This window comes from Fusibacter sp. QWL-12, from assembly GCF_058683495.1.
This window is the reverse complement of record NZ_CM178745.1, coordinates 2449163-2469597: the sequence shown is the minus strand read 5'-3', so window position 1 is coordinate 2469597 and position 20435 is coordinate 2449163. Positions and strand designations below refer to the sequence as shown.

Here is a 20435-nt window from a genome sequence, read left to right as displayed (position 1 = left end):
ACCTAGTTTTCTAAATAACATTTAAAATGGACACTCATTTGCTTAATAATTGGGAATATCTCTTCTATTTTAGCGGCTTTACAAGCACGTTCAGTTTGTTCAGCCATTGCCATTATTTTAAACTCTCTTACATTCCCCGATGATCCTTTTAGCTTGTGTGCCTGCCTAGCAATATGTGCGAGCAGGTCTTCGTTCGCCTGATCCTTAACCAAATGCTCAATCGAAATATTTAAATCCTCAATGATGTTCTTTGTTTGATCTATATAAGTATTGATTACAAGTTCAGAAGTTTGGAGATCAAAACCCGTCGCTTCAGATAATGCCTCTAAAAGTAAATGCAAACATTTGTTATTATTATTATTTTGATTGCTCATAGCTTCTCTCCTTTACGTCAATTATTTATTCGATAATACCTAGTTTCCCCAGTACCTCTCGGAATTTATCCAAATCTATCGGTTTTGACGCATACGCATCACAGCCGTATTCAAAAGCTGTTTTAACGATATCAGACTCGCCTAAGGCTGTCGTCATAATGATTTTACTCTTCTTTTCCTTCGAAATGTTTTTTTCACTCTCTAAATCTCTCATTGCTTTTAACACTTTAACACCATCAATTTTGGGCATCATAATATCTAAGCAAATCAAATCATACGGTGCGTTTTCTTTAAGTGAAATTAAAAAAGCGTCGATTGCCTCTAAACCATCTACGACCAGATCACAATCGCCATATTCTCTTAAAACCTTGTTTAAAAACTTTCTACTGACCATATCGTCTTCAACTATTAGTATTTTCTTCATTCGTTCGTCCTCCATCCATTAAAATGCCAATCATTAACCGAATCTTTTTGATGTATTCTAGCGTTTCATTATACAACTCTTTTCTTATTGAAAGCTCCATCTTAAAAGCCAGTGTTTTAAGTTCTTCAACTCTATGATTTTCAAATATCATTTTTAGTTGATGCGCTGAGAGCTCAAGTAAAATATGATTTTCTTGCATCATTGCCATTTCAATTTGAATCAACTTTTCAGAGACACTTTCAAATAATTCTGTCGTGATCAAACTCATCTTATAATTAGATGCATCTGAATGGCTAACGCTTTCTTTATTCAAATACGTTGCTAAAAATGAAACCAAAGTACTTCGATCAACCGGTTTAGAAATATAACCATCCATCCCACTGGCTCTAAAAAGCGCTTCGTCGCCTTCTAGTGCATATGCGGTTAACGCGATAATCGTGGTCTTTTGATTGAGGTTAAATTCACTTCTAATCCACTTTGTCGCTTCAATACCATTCATTTTAGGCATTTGAATGTCCATTAGAATTAAGTCATATTTTTTAAGTTTGACCGCTTCGATCGCCTCAAGACCATTTGAGACAACGTTAACTTTTACTTTCTCTAGTTCAATCATTTTGGTCATAACAATCTGGTTAACACTATCATCTTCAACCAAAAGAATTTCTTTATCACTTAATGAAACGTGTGTTTTTATTTCTAGGTTCTTCTCAGTTGAAACCGGATCAACTTCTCGAAGCGGTAGTGATAAAGTGAACTTACTCCCTTTAAGATAAACACTACTAAAACTTATAGTGCCATACATCATTTCTGCCAGTTGCTTTGAGATTACAAGTCCCAGACCTGTACCACCATATTTTCGAGTATAGGTCCCATCCACTTGGGTAAAACTATTAAAAAGTAAGTTGAATTTGGATTCCTCAATCCCGATGCCTGTATCAATCACTGAAAATTCTAGCTGTTTCACCTCTCCCACATCACTTTGTGATTCTTTCACTTTTAGAGTGATTGAACCTTTATCTGTAAACTTAATAGCATTGTTAATGAGATTATTGATAATCTGCTTTAGTCGATTTTCATCACCATAATAATGCTTGTTTAGAACACCGTTGGTTTCAAGTTGAAATTTGACACCTTTTTCTAGAATATGTGGCTGGTGTAGCCTTACTATGGAGTCTATTAACACTTTCATCGAGAATGGATTGTACTCAATTTTGAGCTTACCAGCTTCAATTTTAGAAAAATCAAGCACGTCATTGACAATCTCAAGTAAGGATGCCACACATTCCTTAGCCGTTTTAAGGTTATCCTTTTGCTCATCGGTAACAGGATCCATAAGTGTCAGATCAACCATACCTAATATGCCATTCAGTGGTGTTCTTATCTCATGGCTCATATTAGCAAGAAACTCACTTTTAGCTTTGTTGGCTGCTTCAGATTTTTCTTTCTCTTGATAAAGCTCAATGGAAGCTCTTTTTTTATAGTCTATATCTGATATTAATAAAACTACATAACCTTCCTCTGGAGAATATAGAGAAAGCTGAATCCACTTGTTTAAGCCAACCAAATAATGCTCTTCAATGTGATCGACATTTTTATAAGCGACAACCTTTTCAACTCTCATCCTGAAATCATCATAGTCAATGCTCAGAAAACTGCTCAGCTGCTTTAAATCACTTCTTAAAATTTCATTGGGTTTTCTTCTTAATGTTGTATAAACTTTCTTGTTGATTTCCATTATTTTGCCATCTTTAACCCTACCATCCTTATGAAACTCAAGCTGAATATAGAAAATCATATGATCCATGTTTTGAAATAATGAATAATATTTTTTTTGACTTTGTCTGAATTTTTCCTCTGTAAGATAACTATCATGACGATCAAGCAAAATGCCTATAATGCCTTTATATTGACCTTCATTATCATAATAGGGCTTTCCTATTGCCAGCATATGTCTTTCTTCTTCAAATTGGTCTTTCATAACCAGTTCCAACTGAAAATCCGTTTGATTTCTAGAACTCACATCAATAGCTGATTTAAAGAAGTTGAAATTATTTTCATTCATTCTAAGATTGAGAATTTCAAAAAAATGATATTGATCGTTATCTTGCCACACTTTGAATGCATCGTTAACAAACTCACAGTTGAGATGTTCGTCGAGCTTATAGATAATTAAAGGTAAACTGTTTAAATAACTCAAGTTAATTTGCTTTGCTTTTTCTAAATTCTGCTCGTATAAAATTCTTGGTGTTATATCCTCGAAGGTGACCATATAAATACTTTTGCCACTTTGTTCAAGTGGCATAAAATTAATATTAAAATAAAAAATCTTATCCATATTATCTGAAGCTGTCGTCAGTGAAATGACGTGACCATTATGCATCTCACCTTTTTGTATGCTCTGTTTTAAAAATTGATTAAAATCGCAATTTTCACATGCTCCAGAGTTGCCACAACCATTTTTAAAGCTATTTGTGCATCTAACGACGTTGCCAATTCTTATGCCTGAAATATCGTGATTTTTTACTCCAAAAGTCTTTCTGAATTGAGGGTTGACCCCAAGCATCATTAACCCCTCATCTATAATTGCCATACCTACTGGCAGACTTGAAAAAAGTTGCATTAAATTGTTTCGTTCTCGTAGTACTTCAAGCTCAGCTCGATGCATCTTCGAAATATCTCTGAAAACGAGAACATAGCCAGTCACCTCATTGTCATTTTCTTGTATTCTTGTAAACTTTGCAGAAATATATTTTTTATCTGTCAATCCTACTTGAATATAGGATTCTTTTAACAACCCCTTTTCTAGATATGGATGGTCTCCAGAATCACTAAAAAAGAAGTTAGGGCAATGTACCAAGTCATTTTGAATAACCATTATTTGATTAAGCGGTTGGCCAATTAATACATCTGAATCTCGTTCTAAAATCTCACAAGCCTCAATATTTGCAAAATCAATTTCGCCATCTATATCACAGATTAAGATTGCATCTCCAACAGAATTGAGTACAGAGATAAGTTTTAAACGATCATACTTTGTGATATTTTGTGTTTTCCTCTTCATCAATTAATCCTCATCTATCAGACTTTAGTTCTATTTTAACAATTGACAAATGCCTTTCGAAATCTGTTCAAGTGGCAGTTGACGCTCTACCGCTCCTACTTCATATGCAGCTTTAGGCATCCCATAAACTACAGATGAGCCTTCATCCTGTCCTAGTGTCCTCGAACCATGTCGTCGCATCGATAGAAGCCCTTTCGCACCGTCGTAGCCCATTCCTGTTAGTATCACGCCAATCGCCTTGTCACCACCTTCTTTTGCTACAGAATTAAACAACACATCGACCGAAGGACAGTGTCCATTGACACGATCGCCATAGAAGACATCTACTTTGAATCGATCGCCTACACGTTGAATTTTCATATGTTGATCCCCTGGTGCGATCAAAACTCTACCCATTTCAAGATAATCCCCTTTTTTAGCTTCTAAAACCTCAAAATGTGTCTGTTGATTGAGCCTAGTTGCAAACATTTTGGAGAACTGAGGTGGAATATGCTGTACAATAACAATTCCAGGGATTTCTTTTGGAAGTGTCTTTAATACTTTATAGATTGCTTCTGTTCCACCTGTAGAAGCACCTATTGCAATGACTTTCTTACTCTGAATTTTAGAGACACTTGAAACATCTGTTTCTAATGAATCCTCAAGTGTCACGACTTTTGCCTTTTTAGCTGCTTTAACCTTGCAAATCAGATCCTTTATAAAATTTTCAACACTCTGCGGTGACTGTACGTTCGGTTTTGTGACAAAATCCACAGCACCGACATTTAGTGCTTCTAAAACGGATTCACTGATAGCACTCACGACAATTACTGGAACTGGATGTTGTGGCATCAGTTGTCTGATAAACTCAATGCCATCCATCTTAGGCATCTGGACATCACAAGTAATCACATCGGGTTGAAACCGTTCTATTTTATCGATTGCATCATATGGATTTTCTGCTTTCGCAACTACGATGATATCAGGATCTACCGAAAGACCTCTAGAAAGCACTTCGCGAAAAACCATACTGTCATCTAATACCAATACTTTTATTTTTGATCCCATAATGTCACCTATATTTTACGATACACAGCAGGTTTGATGTATTTAAAATCAGTTGCATCCTTATTAATGGATTCTGAATGACCGATAAACAAATACCCACCATAAGTAAGTGAGTCGTATATTTTTTGTACTAGAGCTTCTTTGGTTGCACTATCAAAGTAAATCATGACGTTCCGACAAAAAACCACATGCATTTTTTTCTTAAAGGGATATTTTTCTGTCATCAAGTTAAACTTTCTATAGAGTACTTCACTTTTTAATTCTTCTTTAAATTGGTAATGCTCGTGATCTATTTTCTTCATGTACTTTACAATCCAAGCTTTTGGTAAATTACTTATTTCACCTAAGCTATAAATGCCGTTTTGAGCGATATGAAGCGCTTCTTCAGATATATCAGTCGCAAGAATTTTACTGTCCCAATCTTTTGTAAAATGATCTTTTAGAATCATCGCCAATGTATAAGGCTCTTCTCCGGTTGCGCTTGCTGCACACCATAATCTGAAATCCCTATCATTAATTTCCTTTGTAAAGTAAGGCAAGACTTCATCTCTAAGAAAAGTGAAATGATCGAACTCCCTCATGAAAAAAGAGTGATTCGTAGAGATTTTATTGACCAATACCTGTAAGGATTGACCTGTAGGATCTCTCATTAAATAGTCATAATACTCAGTAAAACTATTTACCTTTAGCTCATCTAGCACTTTATGCAATCTGGAGACGACAAGCGTCTCCTTCTCTTTTTTTAAGTTAATCCCATAATTAATTTTTATCAGCTCGGCAAGCTGGATAAATTCTTTATGCGTTATTTTAATCATATGTACCATAGGAGAGGCATATCCCTCTCCTAGCCTTTCTATGTTTAGTATTTTCCAAACTCATTTTCGCTTAAAACGATTTTTTTCTTAGGTTCGTTCAATCGAGCGTGTGATTCGTATTCATTTTGACTTTTCATCATGTCTAGCATTTTAAGTACATCTGGATTCAGGTCTTCTAATTGGCGGTTGTAGCCATAGCCCCCCATTTTTCTCAGTTTGAATCTAGCGACTTGGTGTTTTAACATATCTGCTTGAGATGAGAGTTCTTCACTTGCAGCGGCAGTTTCCTCAGACGTTGCTGAAGTGGTCTGAACAACATCAGCAATTTGACTTATGCCTTGGTTAATTTGCTCAACCGCTTGAGCTTGTTCGTTAGAAGCTACTGCAATATCGCCCACTAGGTTTGAAACCGATTCGACAATTTTAACGATTTCGGTAAGTGCACCAGCAGTTTCTTTAGCAATTCTCGTTCCATCTTCCACTTTTCGAATAGAGCCCTCTATCATATCTGTGGTTTCTTGTGCGGCATTTGCAGATCGTGCCGCAAGATTTCTCACTTCTTCCGCAACAACTGCAAAACCTTTACCATGTTGTCCTGCTCTTGCAGCTTCTACTGCAGCGTTAAGTGCAAGGATATTGGTTTGAAACGCGATTTCATCAATGACCTTAATGATCTTAGAGATATTTGAAGAAGAGACATTGATTTCTTCCATAGAGCTGAGCATCATCTTCATTTGGTCATTTCCTTTAGCAGCATTAACTCTAGCCCCTTCCGAAAGGGAATTAGCCTCTGTTGCGTTATCTGCGTTTAATCTCGTTTGTACTGCAATTTGCTGAACAGATGCAGTTAATTGTTCAACAGAGCTCGCTTGCTCAGTTGCGCCTTGAGAAAGTGCCATACTCGAATCAGAAACTTGGCTCGCACCAGCTGCAACCTGTTCTGATGCAGAGTTAATGTTCGCCATAACTTCGTTGATGTTGTCCGTCATTTGATTAAACGCATTTGCAAGAACACCAACCTCATCCCTAGAGTTAACTGGAATATGTACATCCAAGTCGCCATCTGCCATTTTTTTAGCTGCTGCAACCATTCCCGTAATTGGTTTTCTAATTGATGCAGAAATAAAGTAACCCAGTAACATTGAAATTATCATTGCTGCGATCAGTAATGCAATCATCATTGTGGTTGCTGCGTTAGCTTGCGAGGTATTGTCAGTAGATGTTTGAAGTGCGATTTCTACTTTCATATCTTTAAGTGTTGTATAATCCGCTTCTATTTGCTTCCTAATGACATCGCCTTCGCCTTTCATAAGTTCAAGCGCTTTATCCTTTTGCCCAGCTTTTGCAAGGCTAATAATTTGCGCTGCGATTTCATCATACTTTGCTTTATTTAATTTAAGATCACTTGTCAATCGTTTGCCTTCTTCAGTGATAATCAACTCATCAAAGATTTCTAAATGCTCATTAAACTCCTTATTACGCTCTGCAATTCTAGCTTCATTGTCTGCGATTTCAGTTGCTGTATCTGCTAGAACAACATCTTTAACATTGCCTCTCATCCTTTGAAAGCTCTCAGCAATGATAATCATATCCCCTAGTGGTGCCGTCATATTGGTATAAAGGTAAGTATCATTTTCACTTATTGTTTGTATGTTCATAATCCCAACAATGCCAATTCCACCTGCAATTAATGCAACGATTAAGTATCCTAGAATCATCTTTGTGCCAATTTTAAGATTGCGGTATAATTTCATATAGTCCTCCTTATTCTTCCAAGTCAAAAATCATGTCATATTCATGATTGGACAGTAATTTTTCACAATCGAGTAGTAGTTTTACTTCATTATTTACTTTGCCAATGCTTTTTATATATTGATTGGATACGCCTGAGCTAAGTAATGGCTGATCGACGATATCCTCTTCCTTTATGTTAGTCACCTCAGCAACACTATCTACTATTAAACCAACAGAATGCTCTCTAACATCGACAACGATAATACAAGTGCGTTCGTTGTATGTCATATAATCCTTTTTGAATTTTAGACGCATATCCATAACGGGAATAATTTTCCCCCTTAAATTGACAATGCCTTTGATAAAATCCGGCAACTCTGGTACAACCGTAATCGGTAAAATGCCTATGATTTCTGTTACATGTTTAATTTCAATCCCGTATGATTCTTCTTCTAAATTAAACGTTAAAAACTTCCCCTTCTGCGTATCTTCTTCTAGGTAATTCTCATTTAAAGCCGACTCCATATTGCCCTCCTTTCCTTTATCTTATTCTCAGCCCAGTAATACTTGATACATCCAGTATTAAGCTTATGCTGCCATCACCCAAAAGTGTACATCCAGCCAACCCTTCTATTTTCTTAATATTTGAGATGAAGCTAGGCAAGGCTTTTACAACCACCTGTTGTTGACCCATAAGCTCGTCTGCGAATAAGCACATCACACGATCGTCCTGTTCAACCATAATTAAAATGCCTTGTTCAAACTTCTTAAACTCACTTGGAATCTTATAGCGATTGTGTAGGCGCATTATTGGAAAACAGTCTCCCCTAACCATTACCATTTCATTTTTGTCAGGATCAATTATGATATCCCTTTTTTCTGGTCTGAAGGATTCCTTTATCGCAGTAATTGGGATTGTAAACCTCGAATCCCCAACACGAATGTTCATGCCTTCTATAATGGCAAGTGTCAAAGGAATTTTAAGGGTCATCGTCGTGCCTATTCCTTCTTCACTTTCAACGACAATACTACCACCAACCGCTTCAATATTTTTTGCAACGACATCCATTCCAACACCCCGACCTGAAAACTCAGTTACAGCTTCTTTTGTTGAAAACCCAGGAAGTAATATTAGATTAAAAATTTCTCGATCACTCATGTCTGAAGCGACATGATTTAACATGCCCTGTGCCTTTGCCTTTTCAAGGATTTTCTCACGATTTAATCCTTTCCCATCATCTTTAACAATAATGAGTACGTCACTTCCAACATTTTTCGCACCTAATGTGATTCTACCTGTTTTCTCTTTTCCTGCTTCAATTCGCTCCTCTTCTGACTCAATCCCATGATCGATGGCATTTCGAATGAGATGCATCAAAGGATCGGAAATTTTCTCGATGATATTTTTATCTACTTCTGTCTCTTCACCAAAGAGATCCAGTATCACCTCTTTGCTTAGCTTTTTACTCATATCTCTTACAATTCGATGCATTTTTACAAAAGTTGTCGACAATGGTACCATTCGAATGGACATTACCATATCTTGAAGCTCGCCTGTGATTTTATGTAATAACCTAGATGATTTTTGAAATGAATCTGAATCGATAGAAGCCACGATAGGATTTTGTGTTACCATTGCCTCAGCTATAACGAGCTCACCCACTGTGTTCATAAGGTTGTCGAGTTTATCGACATTGACACTAATCATGGTTGACCCTGTATCTTTTACTTCTTTTGGTTCTTTTGGTTCTTTTGCTTCTCTTGTATCTTTGGCTTCTTTTACTTCTTCGGTAACGGTTTTAACTATAGGTACTTTTATAATTTGAGGTTCTGTTTGAATTCTTTCAATTGTTTTTTCCTCTTGCTCTACTTTAAATTCTGACTCTACTATCTCAACTACTTCTAGCGTGTCCAAAAATACAGTTTTATCTAAATGTGCTTGAATCTCATCGAGTGATAATTTCGTCTTAACTCGAATCTCAAAACCATTTTCACGAATCCAATCGGTTGTCTTTTCATTTTCTGCTACGTCTGGTGGAAAATGTACCATGTCCTCTACAAGATCGGTTAAGCCAAAAATAACTGTATAAGCCCTGATATTTTCCATCTCGCAGCCGGATTCAAATCTGATAGTTGCTTTATAGTAATTGATTGGGTCTTTTAAATGTTTTTTCTCTTGAGGAATATAGTATTGCTGTACCTTTTCTGTTTCGGGTTTTTTAATCTCTGATTCAACATTATTTTTCACTTTCATCTCTTCAAGTAATGCAACTAATGCCTTTACAATTTCACTTGAATCACCATCGGGTTCATCTCTATTTTTGATTTTATTAACTTCTACTTTGATAAAATCAACCACTTCTAGCGCTAAGTCGGATAGTGTTGAAAATGAAATCACCTTAGGCTTCGTTTCTCTTATAAAATAAAATATATCCTCTAACTGATGTGCTAAAGTTGCGATGTTATTAAAAAGCATCATAGCTGAAGAACCTTTTATTGTATGCATGAAACGAAAGATTTCATTGATTGCTTCATCGCTTAACTTTTCTTCTTTTTCACTGTTAATGATGACTTGTTCCATTTGATCAAGAAATGTAGAAGTTTCATAGATATAGATCTCAAGCATCGGTTCGTTCTCAAAACTCGTCATCGTATCGCCTCCTTATTTTCATCGTATTTTTAAATTATCCAGATTGAAAACTCTTATATGATTGAAAATTCTTTTCCCAATTTTCTAAAGTTTCTTTGACTTGCTCTAACAAATATTCGAGATGTTTTACTTCATTCTCATAAACGGTGCTCTTCACTGTGAACTGCTTGTTATCACTTGCATAATCCTCAATAAGTCTTAAAATCTTATCTCTGAAAAGCGTTGCCTCTTCTAAACCAGATCCAGGTAAAAGAACACAAATGCAATCTGTTGTCCAAGTGCCAATTACATCAAGCTTCCTAATAGCATTTTTGATAAGAAGAATTAAATCATCAAAATGTTTTTGTCTAAAATAAATTTTCATAAACTGCTCTTCTTTGCTGATAATTTCAAAAAAAGCCAATGAAAATGGTGAGCCGTATCGGATGTATCTCTCTAACTCTCGCTCAATACCTAATATTAAGCTGCCTTTACTCAGTGTTGCTTTCTTAAGATAAAACTTTCTCCGCCTGATTTCAGATAACTTATCATATTTACTGATAACCGCATCAATGTTCACTTGATCTAAATAGACATGCCACTTACCCTTTGAAAACAATACTGATTTGTTCAATATCTCTGATTCCTCATAGCCAGTAATTTTATCAATCTCATATACAATTACCGAAAATACTGCAATATACTGAATTTCATTTCCATTACTTATTTTATTCTTTAAAGCTTTAACATATTTACTTTCAAACCTTACCATACGATAGACGGATGCTACACTTGTCTGCCACCTAATAAAAGTACTAACATCCAGATCCTTATTGAATAAAGTTTGATAGGCTTCTTCATAATTTTGCTCTTGAATCGCTTTGAAGTAATTTATTAGAGTCTGCTCCGCTGCATCTATCATTTTGCTTTCGAATAAGTTAACTTCAAGAAACTGGTCCACGACTTTGGCTTTATGCATTTCAATCCACTTCACATCATAAGCAGATCTTAATGTTTTATCTTTCAGAGTTTCATAGGCTTTATTAACTTCATACATGCGCTCTTGAGCATCCTTTCTGCTAGAACGATCCGGATGATATTCAAAAGCTTTTCTTCGATATGCAGTAACAATTGTTTCAAGTTCAGCATTTGCTTCAACTTCTAGTATTTTATAGTAATCTAACCACTTCAACTGGATCGTTCACTCCTCTCTACTTCCCATCGAACGATTAATTGTATTAACTCGTCGAAGTTAAGTGGTTTTGATATATAATTATCCATACCGCTTTCAATGCACTTTTCTCTATCGCCTTCCAATGCATTTGCAGTCATTGCAACGATGTACGGTTGTTTTAAATCATCTCTTTTTCGAATCAATTTCGTGCATTCATATCCATCCATTTCAGGCATCTGACAATCCATAAAAACAATATCAAAGTAATTGTCATTTAAAAGTTTAAGCGCTTCCCTTCCACTATCTGCAGAGACACATTTAACCTTTTGATGTTCCAAAACTTTAGTGACAACCAGTTGATTTACCATCTGATCGTCAATGATTAACACCTTGATATTTGATAAGTCGATGTTTTTCTCAATATGAAGTTCTGGTTTCCTCGGCTTTCCTAATGGCAATGTTATACGAACTTCAAAAGTGCTACCACCACCTTCAGTATCAGTGACATAGACCTCACCTTCCATAAGCCTCACGAGCTTCAAAACAATCGCCAGTCCTAAACCAGTTCCTTGGAAATTTCGATTATCTTCTCCATCGATTTGCTTGAAAGGTTCAAAGATTTTTTCTTTATTTTTATCAGTGATTCCAATGCCTGAATCTTCAACAATTAAGCTTATTACAGCATTTTCTCTATTCGCATTCGCTTTTAATTTTACTCGAATACCTCCTTGCTCTGTAAATTTGACGGCATTGTTGATCAAATTATAAAGTACTTGTTTGAGCCTATAGGGGTCTCCAACTACATAAAGTGGCGCTTTTACCTCGTCTTCAAATGAGATACTGATTTTCTTTTCATTCGCCCTAGCTCTATATAGCGATACTGAAGCATCAACTTCTTCTCTGATATCAAAATCTTCAGCTACCAAATGTAGCATATTCGCCTCAACCTTAGATAAATCCAATATATCATTGACGATTCTTAGCAACCCCTTGCTTGCACGTTCTGCTTCAAATATGAACTTTTGTCCTTCATCATCAAGGTGTGTGTATTTTAAAAGCTCTAAATAACCAATCACACCATTCATAGGCGTTCTGATTTCATGAGACATATTCGCTAAAAATCTACTTTTAGCTTCATTGGCATCTATTGCAATTTGCTTTTGCTTGATCAGCTCTTTTTCAACCTCAAGTCGAACAAATGTGTCAGCAATGATGTTGCCTACGATTTTCATGTAATCGAGATGGTTTCTTTCAAGAGTTTCCATATCGCCATGACGATCAAGTCGTATAAACCCTAATGTATCCTCACCTTTAACCAAGGGGATTACGATGAAAGACAGCGGATCATCAGGCTCATTATCTAATGCATCCTGTTGATTAATACAGATAAAAGGGTTGGAATCCACGACAACCGTTAAATTGTGACTTTCTAGCAGTGTTCTTAACCATGGATACACACTTGCTTTATAGGTGCGTTTCGCTTTTTGCTCCTTAAGTATGGACTCATTTAAATAAGAAGCAAGTCTGACATAAACATCACCTTCATCGCTACTTTTAAACAAATAGATGGCATCCATAGAAAAGTAATTAGCAATGTCCTTCATGATCACATCTAAAATTTCAAGATGATTAACCGTATTAATCGTGAGAGCAGCTCTTAAAATTTCTAATGTGAATTGATTAAACTCAATAAATTCCTCCATTGAGTTGTTAACCTCTAGCAGTGCATCGTTTTTCTCATTTTGCAACACAAGTTGTTGTGAATAAGCATTCAACAAGCCATTAATTGCCCTACGTGTTTCTCTAAACGGATCATCGGGATTTATTTGGAATCTATATGAAAATAAATTCTGCTTCTCTATTCCAGTAATATTGTCGTTGAGTTCTACTAAAGGTTTTAAGATAACGCGTCTTTGAATTCTTACAAGAATTAGCATTGCAATACAAGTCAGTAGCATTGCCAAATAGAATAACATAGTTACCTTTTGTGTTTCAGTAAAAAATTGACCTTTGTCTCTTATAAAGTAGAGGACCAAATTTGACAAGCCAAGTTCGTGTTCTGCTACCAAGTAGGTTTCTCTTTCCGTATTGACTTGCATGATATTGTAAATGGTTTTAACATTCTCTTTTACACCACTTGCATTTGCAATATCTGCCAAAGATTTTCCTTGCCATTCAGGTGGCAATAAAATATCAGGTTTTGAATATATTAGGCCTTTTTTGTCCTGAATCCAAAGTGAATAGGTCTGAGTTGCAGTACTGTCAATAAACTTTTCAACCAAATCCGCAACAAAAAAATCAGCCTTTATTACACCTAACAAAATACCACTCGAACTATAAACCGGTGCAGATAGGTTCATCAGATATCCATCGGAGCCGTTATCAAACGTATAGACACTACTACCTTCATCCTTCGCAGCTTGAAACCATTCTATTTCCACTGGTTTATAAATTGACGCACTGATAGCGCCATTCCCCATAAACTGTTTACCATCTTTACTCAGATACACGACACTATTGACGACGTCACTTTGCGATAGTATACCTGAAAGGTAAGTTAATAGAATTGATTCATCTGGTGTTTGCTGGATAAATCTTGATGCGCCATTTACCACACGCTCTTTATCTTCAAGATACTGATTAAAAAGTTCAGTGATGATCTTTGTTTCGGCGTAAAGCTGATTATAATATGCTTGCTGTGTACGATTTTGATATAATATGTATTGGACGATCATAAATATAGATATAATCAGCACAAAGATTACCAGCAACATATAATATTTCTTAACGAAAGTATTCATACGGTGCTCCTTCTGCTTATTAAAATAGTGAATACCCACTTTTCAAATATATACACTTTTCATAAACAAATTTAAACGCTCACAACAATTTTGTATCACTCACAAAATTTTTAGAGTTACAATACCTTTCGGAAAAGTATGAATATTTTGTAATATTCTGCTTGTGCACAAATTTCACAATTTGATAAAATAAAAAAAGAATAGATTAATGGGGACCGTGTATTGGGGAATACGAATACTTAAGGAGGAACTATGAAAAAAGCTTTTAGTATTTTATTGGTCTTCACTGTTATTTTAGTGTTTTCAGGCTTTTCATTCGCAGGTGGTTTCGAGAATAACAGAAACGAAACTGCCAGACTCTACAATGGATTCTACTCTGAAAATATCTATCTCGTAATGAAATGGTCAAAAGATTGGGAACCGATGGCACATCAAACACCAGGAGCTTGGTTAACCAACCACTTCGTTTGGTATACCAATGATTACAATGAAGTAGCTACTTACTATGGCTACGAAACAGCAATCCCTTTTGGAACTGGAAATTATCGTATTGAAGAGTTCATTAAAATGAAAGCAATTGCTGATGAAGATGCACCTCTATACGGAGATAATGTCATTTGGGGCAATATCGTTATTTTGAAAGATACGCTTACCATCATCGATAATACAACAGGCGAAATTATTGATGTTATTGAAATTTTAACACCGCTTCATCCTGGATTTGGTAATCTCAAATTTTAATTTTATAATGCGTTACCCAATATACATTTAAAAGGAGCTATGATGCTCCTTTTATTTTTTAAATTCTAAAGAATTTATATCATTTTCTGAAAGATTATTACATCAACTTGCAAATTTAACCTTTCAGAGTAAAATAGGAATATATTTTGAGCATAGCCCAAGTGTGAACTTGAAAGCTCAATCTAATTCTTTGGAGGTGTAAAATGGAGGCTTTTGCTAATTTGTATAGAGGAATGTCATTTAATTTACAGAAAAAAATTGGTTTAGATGACACCGCTCTCAACTATGGGTCAGGAAAAATAGAAAACCTTTTTGCAACCCCTCGCTTAGTGGCTCTCATGGTTGAAGCTTGTGCAAGGTTAATCGATCCTATGTTGCCAGAGGGTTTTGTATCTGTGGGTAATTCAATTTTCGTCGATCACTTCAAACCAACATTAATGGGCTCTACTGTTACAGTTGAAGTAACTATATCTGGTTTTGAATCTGGCAAATATCAATTTGAGATGAGTGCTTATGATGAGTTTGGTCAAATAGGAACTGGCAGTCATTCGAGAAGTATCGTTCATCTTGAGAGCTTTATGCATAAGGCTGAATCAAGAGAGTTTTCTATGGTTGGTTAGCCAAATACTGATTTAATTAAGTATCAATGCACTTGATATCAACATGAGGCGCTAAGTCAGAAGATTTTTAATTTAGGTTTAATTTTGTGAAATAATAGGTTTAGAAAGAATAAAAGCCCCGCTCAATGAGCGGGGCTTATTAGTTAGTTTAAATTATCTAACTGGTGTGATGTTTTCAGCTTGAGGACCTTTTTGGCCTTGAGCTACTTCATAAGTAACTGGTTGACCTTCTTCAAGAGTTTTGAAACCATCAACGTTGATTTGTGAGTAGTGAGCGAAAACGTCTTTGCCGTCTTCACCAGTGATAAAGCCATAGCCTTTTTCTGAGTTAAACCATTTTACTGTACCATTCATCATTGCAGTACGCCTCCTAATTTTTTTCAACTTTTAACCATATCAAACCAGATAACACCTCAAAATAAATTAGGACGATACTATGTAACGGAACACTAATTTAACACATGATTATCAAGTTCTCATCTAAGAATTAAAGTTACGTCTTTAACGTAACACAAATAGCAGAAATTGTCAATATATAGTCAATAATTGCAAGCTATAGATCAATTCCAAAGACTTGTTTTACAAGTATTCCGACTAAAAATGAGATCCCAGCAACCCCCAATGAAATCACTGCCATTTCTAAAAAACGCTTCTTAAAAGGATAATCTTTTGCAACTGAAATATAGTAGTTAAACAGAAATATTATTAGAACAGCGATACTTAAAGTAATCCCTAAACTTAAAAAAGGATTCCTGAGCAATAAAAAAGGTAGAATCAATAGCACCACTGTAATAACGTAGGCAACGCCTGTATAAAGTGCTGATCTGCCCGCATCTTCGCCCCCATCCTGCCGTGTAGATAAATATTCACTTGCAGCCATAGAAAGTGACGCACTAATTCCTGTTATAAGGCCAGTTAATGCAATTAGGCGCGTATTTTGAAAGGCAAAGGTGTACCCAGCAAGCGCACCAGTTAGTTCAACTAAAGCGTCATTAAGTCCAAGCACTATTGATCCGACATAATTGAGCTTTTCTTCATTAATCAAAGCGATGAGCTCATCCTCATGTCTTTGCTCTTGCTTGACGATTTCATCCATAAAGGAGAGATCCGCATCTAAATCACTATACTTGCTGATGGCAACACTTTCACTTTTTTCAAAAAACTTGATTCCAAAAGTAAGACCAAAAAGTATAATCATCCATTTCATTAATAAAATCTTTAACGTCTGTGGTTTAAGTTCAACTCCAGTTATGCTTTTTAACCGATTATAGTGGCTGAGCTCATCTTCTGAGATCGCTCTAAAAACTTCGCTATTATGTTGATCCTTAATTCTATCTGCAACAAAAGCATATAAATGGTATGCATTTATTTCATCCTGTTGGTTTTCTAGTAGTCTCTTTTTGATTTTTTCATCTAAATGTTTCATTGTCAAATCTCCTTTCCATTGAATTATACCCAAAATATACTTCAGTTATCCTCTGATAATCATCTTTAGGTATCTTATAATAAAGATTATTTTTATAAAAAAAACATCTAACTTTGTTAGATGTTTTTAATATCATCAAGTACACTTCTTATGATTTGATGCATATCATAATATTTATATTCAGCAAGACGCCCTCCAAAAATCACATTTTCACATGTGTCTGCCAAACTTTTATAGGACAGATACAATGCGTTATTTTTCTCGTCGTTTATTGGGTAGTATGGTTCATCACCGTGTTCCCAACTTTGAGGGTACTCTCTTGTAATCACCGTTTTATCTCCAGTGCCATACTCGAAATGCTTATGTTCAATAATTCTGGTATATGGCGTTTGGGCATCTGTATAATTGACGACAGCATTCCCTTGATAATTCGGCTGATCCAAAACTTCTGTTTCAAATCTCAAAGAACGATATTCTAATGTTCCAAGTTGATAATCAAAGTACTGATCGATCATACCTGTGAAAACGATTTTTTCTGCTAGTGCTTCATAAGTCTTTCTATCAGCAAAAAAATCTGAATTCAATCTTACTTCGATGCCTTCCAATAATTGTTTAACAATTTGAGTATAGCCACCAATCGGAATGCCTTGGAATCGGTCATTAAAGTAGTTATTATCAAATGTCATCCTTACAGGTAAACGACGAATAATAAATGCAGGCAACTCAGTCGCTTTCTTTCCCCATTGCTTTTCAGTATACCCCTTTACTAAGGTTTCATAAATCTCTCTTCCAACCAGTTTTAAAGCTTGTTCCTCCAAATTTTTAGGCTCGACAATTCCTTCAGCCTTAATTTGAGCATCAATAATCTCTCTTACACGCTCAGGATTTCCTTCTCCCCATAACTGATAAAAAGTATTCATATTAAACGGCAAATTGTACAATTTACCATAGTAATTGGCAATTGGCGAATTGATATATTGATTGAAATCTGCAAACTGGTTGATATACTCCCACACTTCCACGTCGCTCGTATGAAAGATATGTGCACCATATTCATGAACCTCAATGCCTTCAACATTTCTTGTATATATATTCCCAGCTATATGGGGTCTCTTTTCAATTACTAAGCATTTTTTCCCAAGCTTTGTTGCTTCGTGTGCGAAGATACTGCCATATAATCCTGCACCTACTATCAGATAATCGTATGTTTTCATGTCCGTCACCTAGTTAAATCCCACAACTTTTTGAGTTACTTTATAAAATGCAATTGATAAACTTCTACCAAATCTACCAGGTAAATTCAGGGTCATTCCCATAAATCCATTTCTTAGAGTGTAATACAAATCCGGATTTGACGCTTTAATGTACTGCCATAACTCATGTTTCTTATCCAAGGCTTCTTGTGTGTTGGCTCTAATAAGAATAATCGAGGAAACAACGGTTGTTATTTCTAGATAGTTAATCATATAGCGTTTCTTTCTTTTATCTGTTATCTTAGATAAATCCACATGATCTACCATTAGCTTATTGACTCTAATCTGCTGATCCACACGTTTAATCATGACTTTTTCATTAACAGATTGATCTTCTCTACCTATAAAATATCGATAAAAATCAACATTGATATAGTAAAGTGTCTTCACATAAGGTAGAGGCTCATACACAAATAAATTATCCACATAAAAGGTGTGTTTTGGAAGTTCTAATTGACACGCTCTTAATACATCCATGTTATATATGACAGAATGCATCAAGATATATTGACCTTTTCTAAAATTGCCGATTTGATCCCAGGTTAATATTTTATTTTCCTCTAAAACATTGTCATAGCGCATGACCATTTTATGTCTTGCACCTTGTTTTTCATAAACAAAATTACTGATGATCATATCGACTGATTTACCAGCCATATTCAGTTTCCTAAGCGTTTCTAATATTTTTTCATAGGCTTCAGCATCTACCCAATCATCGCTATCGACAACCTTAAAGTACATACCAGTCGCATTTCGCATGCCTGCATTTACAGCCTCTCCATGACCACCATTGATTTGATGAATTGCTTTTACTTGTGTCGGATATAAGGCAGCGTATTCATCTGCAATTTCAGAAGTCTGATCTGAAGAGCCATCATTTATAATAAGAATTTCAACTAAGTCACCACCCGGTAAAAGTGACTCGATACAATTTCTCATATATTCCTGTGAGTTAAAACAAGGAATCGCTACAGATAATAATTTCATAAGATCTTCCTTTTTCTGCTTATTTGACAGATTAAACGGGCCAATCATAGATTGCCCCAAGTGTCCATATATAGACTAACAGTTTTAAGCAATCTGTTCAACTAAAATTGCATCTTCCCACATTGATTTATTTACTTTTACGTTATTACTTTTAGGTTATTTTCATCATGGTTATTTAGTTACAATATAGTTATTTAGTTTAATACTATTAACTATAAAAAGAAAAATCCTCCATCAGCATAATATATGGATACTAATGAAGGATCTACATAATCTTTTACCTTATAATTTATTTCTACAGAATTCATCAAACATATGGTTCTAAAAAATCTTTTACAGTTTCAACATACTTTAATGGATCTGTTTCCAATGAATTGGCATGCTTTGCGCCTTTGACTGTATACAGTTCCTTAGGCGTAGGACAAGCATCATATAACTCGAATACCATTCTGTAAGGCACATAATCATCTTCCTTGCCATGAATAAATAACATTGGTATTCTACATTTTTTAACTTGATTAACTGCCGACGCTTCTTTAAAAAAGTAACCTGCTCTAAGTTTGGTTATCAGACTTGTCATAGGTAGTGCAAACCATTCTGGAATGTTGTATTCTTCCTTAAATCGATATCTAATCTGTTCATATGCAGATGTATAGCCACAGTCCTCAATGATTGCTTTTACATTTGAAGGTAACATTTCACCACTCGTCATCATTACAGTTGCAGCTCCCATAGATAAACCATGTAGCACTATTTTTTCATCCCAACCATTTTTTAAAATTACCGATTCAATCCACTTCAAATAATCCAGTCTTTCATGCCATCCGAACCCTTTGTAATCCCCTTCACTCATACCGTGCCCCCTTGCATCTGGCATGAGAATGTTATAGCCTAGCTTTTCTCTATAAAACTTGGCATAGGCGCACATAGAGCGCGCATTCATACCATATCCATGCGCAATGATTACGGTTTTATCACTTTTTTTAATTGCTGGAATATAGTAAGCCCTTAGTTCAAGTTTATCATATGAAGTCAAAGTCATAATCTCATATCCAATAGATTCAAGCCATTCTTCGCCCTCTAATGGCTGCACATCATATTGAATATCATCTATTATTTTAATTTGTGAATGATTCGATCGACTAACTGCTACTTTATAAAAATGATTGCTCGCAGTATATGATGAAATAGCTAATACTGCACCTAGTCGAAAGAGCGTTTTCATTTTCGATTTGCTTTTATTGTGTCTTGACATATCAGCCTCCTAAACTCGATAATGACTCATTTTATGTGACCATTTTATCACAGAAAAGTAAACAAATTAAGTCTAATCACGTACTTCCGTTTAA

At 35.4% G+C, this 20435-nt stretch carries 17 protein-coding genes; 2 read left to right on the top strand and 15 right to left on the bottom strand.

The annotated features are described in order from the left end of the window. Positions 1-2 precede the first annotated feature (2 nt). Genes AC4PID_RS12005 through AC4PID_RS11960 form a run of 10 tightly spaced genes read right to left on the bottom strand, consistent with a single transcriptional unit; the run spans position 3 to position 14059 of the window. Positions 3-374 (bottom strand): Hpt domain-containing protein, encoded by a 372-nt coding sequence (locus tag AC4PID_RS12005; protein ID WP_492132238.1) that lies wholly within the window; start codon positions 372-374, stop codon positions 3-5. A gap of 25 nt (positions 375-399) precedes the next feature. Then, positions 400-798 carry a response regulator gene (locus AC4PID_RS12000; protein WP_492132237.1) on the bottom strand — a complete coding sequence of 133 codons (399 nt, stop codon included), beginning with the start codon at positions 796-798 and terminating at the stop codon, positions 400-402. After that, a complete protein-coding gene (locus AC4PID_RS11995; protein ID WP_492132236.1) occupies positions 776-3859 on the bottom strand; it encodes an ATP-binding protein in 3084 nt (1027 codons plus the stop codon). Before AC4PID_RS11995 ends, AC4PID_RS12000 begins: the two co-directional genes overlap by 23 nt. Positions 3860-3889: 30 nt before the next feature. Beyond that, on the bottom strand, positions 3890-4906 hold the full coding sequence (locus tag AC4PID_RS11990; RefSeq protein WP_492132235.1) for a protein-glutamate methylesterase/protein-glutamine glutaminase: 1017 nt from the start codon (positions 4904-4906) through the stop codon (positions 3890-3892). Between the two features lie 8 nt (positions 4907-4914). Then, positions 4915-5721, bottom strand: a complete 807-nt coding sequence (locus AC4PID_RS11985) for a CheR family methyltransferase (RefSeq protein ID WP_492132234.1) — start codon at positions 5719-5721, stop codon at positions 4915-4917. 44 nt (positions 5722-5765) lie between these two features. Further along, complete coding sequence (locus AC4PID_RS11980) at positions 5766-7475, bottom strand: methyl-accepting chemotaxis protein (RefSeq protein WP_492132233.1); 1710 nt, start codon at positions 7473-7475, stop codon at positions 5766-5768. A 10-nt stretch (positions 7476-7485) separates the two neighbouring features. Beyond that, a complete protein-coding gene (locus tag AC4PID_RS11975) occupies positions 7486-7980 on the bottom strand; it encodes a chemotaxis protein CheW (protein WP_492132232.1) in 495 nt (164 codons plus the stop codon). Between the two features lie 16 nt (positions 7981-7996). Further along, entirely contained in the window at positions 7997-10105 is a 2109-nt protein-coding gene (locus AC4PID_RS11970) for a chemotaxis protein CheW (RefSeq protein ID WP_492132231.1), read from the bottom strand. 34 nt (positions 10106-10139) lie between these two features. Further along, a complete protein-coding gene (locus AC4PID_RS11965; protein WP_492132230.1) occupies positions 10140-11276 on the bottom strand; it encodes a DnaJ domain-containing protein in 1137 nt (378 codons plus the stop codon). Then, the gene (locus AC4PID_RS11960; protein WP_492132229.1) at positions 11273-14059 is read right to left on the bottom strand and encodes an ATP-binding protein; all 2787 of its coding nucleotides are present in this window, start codon (positions 14057-14059) and stop codon (positions 11273-11275) included. The genes AC4PID_RS11965 and AC4PID_RS11960 overlap by 4 nt, the downstream gene beginning before the upstream one ends. A gap of 252 nt (positions 14060-14311) precedes the next feature. Between AC4PID_RS11960 and AC4PID_RS11955 the strand changes: the two genes are divergently transcribed. Beyond that, positions 14312-14800: a hypothetical protein gene (locus AC4PID_RS11955; RefSeq protein ID WP_492132228.1), complete on the top strand. Its 489-nt coding sequence runs from the start codon at positions 14312-14314 to the stop codon at positions 14798-14800. Between the two features lie 203 nt (positions 14801-15003). Beyond that, on the top strand, positions 15004-15420 hold the full coding sequence (locus AC4PID_RS11950) for a thioesterase family protein (protein ID WP_492132227.1): 417 nt from the start codon (positions 15004-15006) through the stop codon (positions 15418-15420). Between the two features lie 153 nt (positions 15421-15573). On the opposite strand, the gene AC4PID_RS11945 is transcribed toward AC4PID_RS11950, so the two are convergent. From AC4PID_RS11945 to AC4PID_RS11925, 5 genes are all read right to left on the bottom strand, one after another. Further along, a complete protein-coding gene (locus tag AC4PID_RS11945; protein WP_492135380.1) occupies positions 15574-15774 on the bottom strand; it encodes a cold-shock protein in 201 nt (66 codons plus the stop codon). Positions 15775-15973: 199 nt separating this feature from the next. Continuing rightward, positions 15974-16846: a VIT1/CCC1 transporter family protein gene (locus AC4PID_RS11940; RefSeq protein WP_492132226.1), complete on the bottom strand. Its 873-nt coding sequence runs from the start codon at positions 16844-16846 to the stop codon at positions 15974-15976. A 116-nt stretch (positions 16847-16962) separates the two neighbouring features. Beyond that, complete coding sequence (gene glf, locus AC4PID_RS11935; protein WP_492132225.1) at positions 16963-18060, bottom strand: UDP-galactopyranose mutase; 1098 nt, start codon at positions 18058-18060, stop codon at positions 16963-16965. Between the two features lie 9 nt (positions 18061-18069). Beyond that, complete coding sequence (locus tag AC4PID_RS11930; protein WP_492132224.1) at positions 18070-19086, bottom strand: glycosyltransferase family 2 protein; 1017 nt, start codon at positions 19084-19086, stop codon at positions 18070-18072. Between the two features lie 307 nt (positions 19087-19393). Beyond that, complete coding sequence (locus tag AC4PID_RS11925) at positions 19394-20341, bottom strand: alpha/beta hydrolase (protein ID WP_492132223.1); 948 nt, start codon at positions 20339-20341, stop codon at positions 19394-19396. Positions 20342-20435 lie beyond the last annotated feature (94 nt).

Bases quoted from the DNA above. Each gene is read 5' to 3' on its own strand.
- AC4PID_RS11970 (WP_492132231.1), bottom strand. From the start codon at position 10,105: ATGACGAGTTTTGAGAACGAACCGATGCTTGAGATCTATATCTATGAA.
- AC4PID_RS11990 (WP_492132235.1), bottom strand. From the start codon at position 4,906: ATGGGATCAAAAATAAAAGTATTGGTATTAGATGACAGTATGGTTTTT.
- AC4PID_RS11930 (WP_492132224.1), bottom strand. From the start codon at position 19,086: ATGAAATTATTATCTGTAGCGATTCCTTGTTTTAACTCACAGGAATAT.
- AC4PID_RS11995 (WP_492132236.1), bottom strand. From the start codon at position 3,859: ATGAAGAGGAAAACACAAAATATCACAAAGTATGATCGTTTAAAACTT.
- AC4PID_RS11950 (WP_492132227.1), top strand. From the start codon at position 15,004: ATGGAGGCTTTTGCTAATTTGTATAGAGGAATGTCATTTAATTTACAG.
- AC4PID_RS12005 (WP_492132238.1), bottom strand. From the start codon at position 374: ATGAGCAATCAAAATAATAATAATAACAAATGTTTGCATTTACTTTTA.
- AC4PID_RS11980 (WP_492132233.1), bottom strand. From the start codon at position 7,475: ATGAAATTATACCGCAATCTTAAAATTGGCACAAAGATGATTCTAGGA.
- AC4PID_RS11955 (WP_492132228.1), top strand. From the start codon at position 14,312: ATGAAAAAAGCTTTTAGTATTTTATTGGTCTTCACTGTTATTTTAGTG.
- AC4PID_RS11940 (WP_492132226.1), bottom strand. From the start codon at position 16,846: ATGAAACATTTAGATGAAAAAATCAAAAAGAGACTACTAGAAAACCAA.
- AC4PID_RS12000 (WP_492132237.1), bottom strand. From the start codon at position 798: ATGAAGAAAATACTAATAGTTGAAGACGATATGGTCAGTAGAAAGTTT.
- AC4PID_RS11960 (WP_492132229.1), bottom strand. From the start codon at position 14,059: ATGAATACTTTCGTTAAGAAATATTATATGTTGCTGGTAATCTTTGTG.
- glf (WP_492132225.1), bottom strand. From the start codon at position 18,060: ATGAAAACATACGATTATCTGATAGTAGGTGCAGGATTATATGGCAGT.
- AC4PID_RS11945 (WP_492135380.1), bottom strand. From the start codon at position 15,774: ATGAATGGTACAGTAAAATGGTTTAACTCAGAAAAAGGCTATGGCTTT.
- AC4PID_RS11925 (WP_492132223.1), bottom strand. From the start codon at position 20,341: ATGTCAAGACACAATAAAAGCAAATCGAAAATGAAAACGCTCTTTCGA.
- AC4PID_RS11975 (WP_492132232.1), bottom strand. From the start codon at position 7,980: ATGGAGTCGGCTTTAAATGAGAATTACCTAGAAGAAGATACGCAGAAG.
- AC4PID_RS11985 (WP_492132234.1), bottom strand. From the start codon at position 5,721: ATGATTAAAATAACGCATAAAGAATTTATCCAGCTTGCCGAGCTGATA.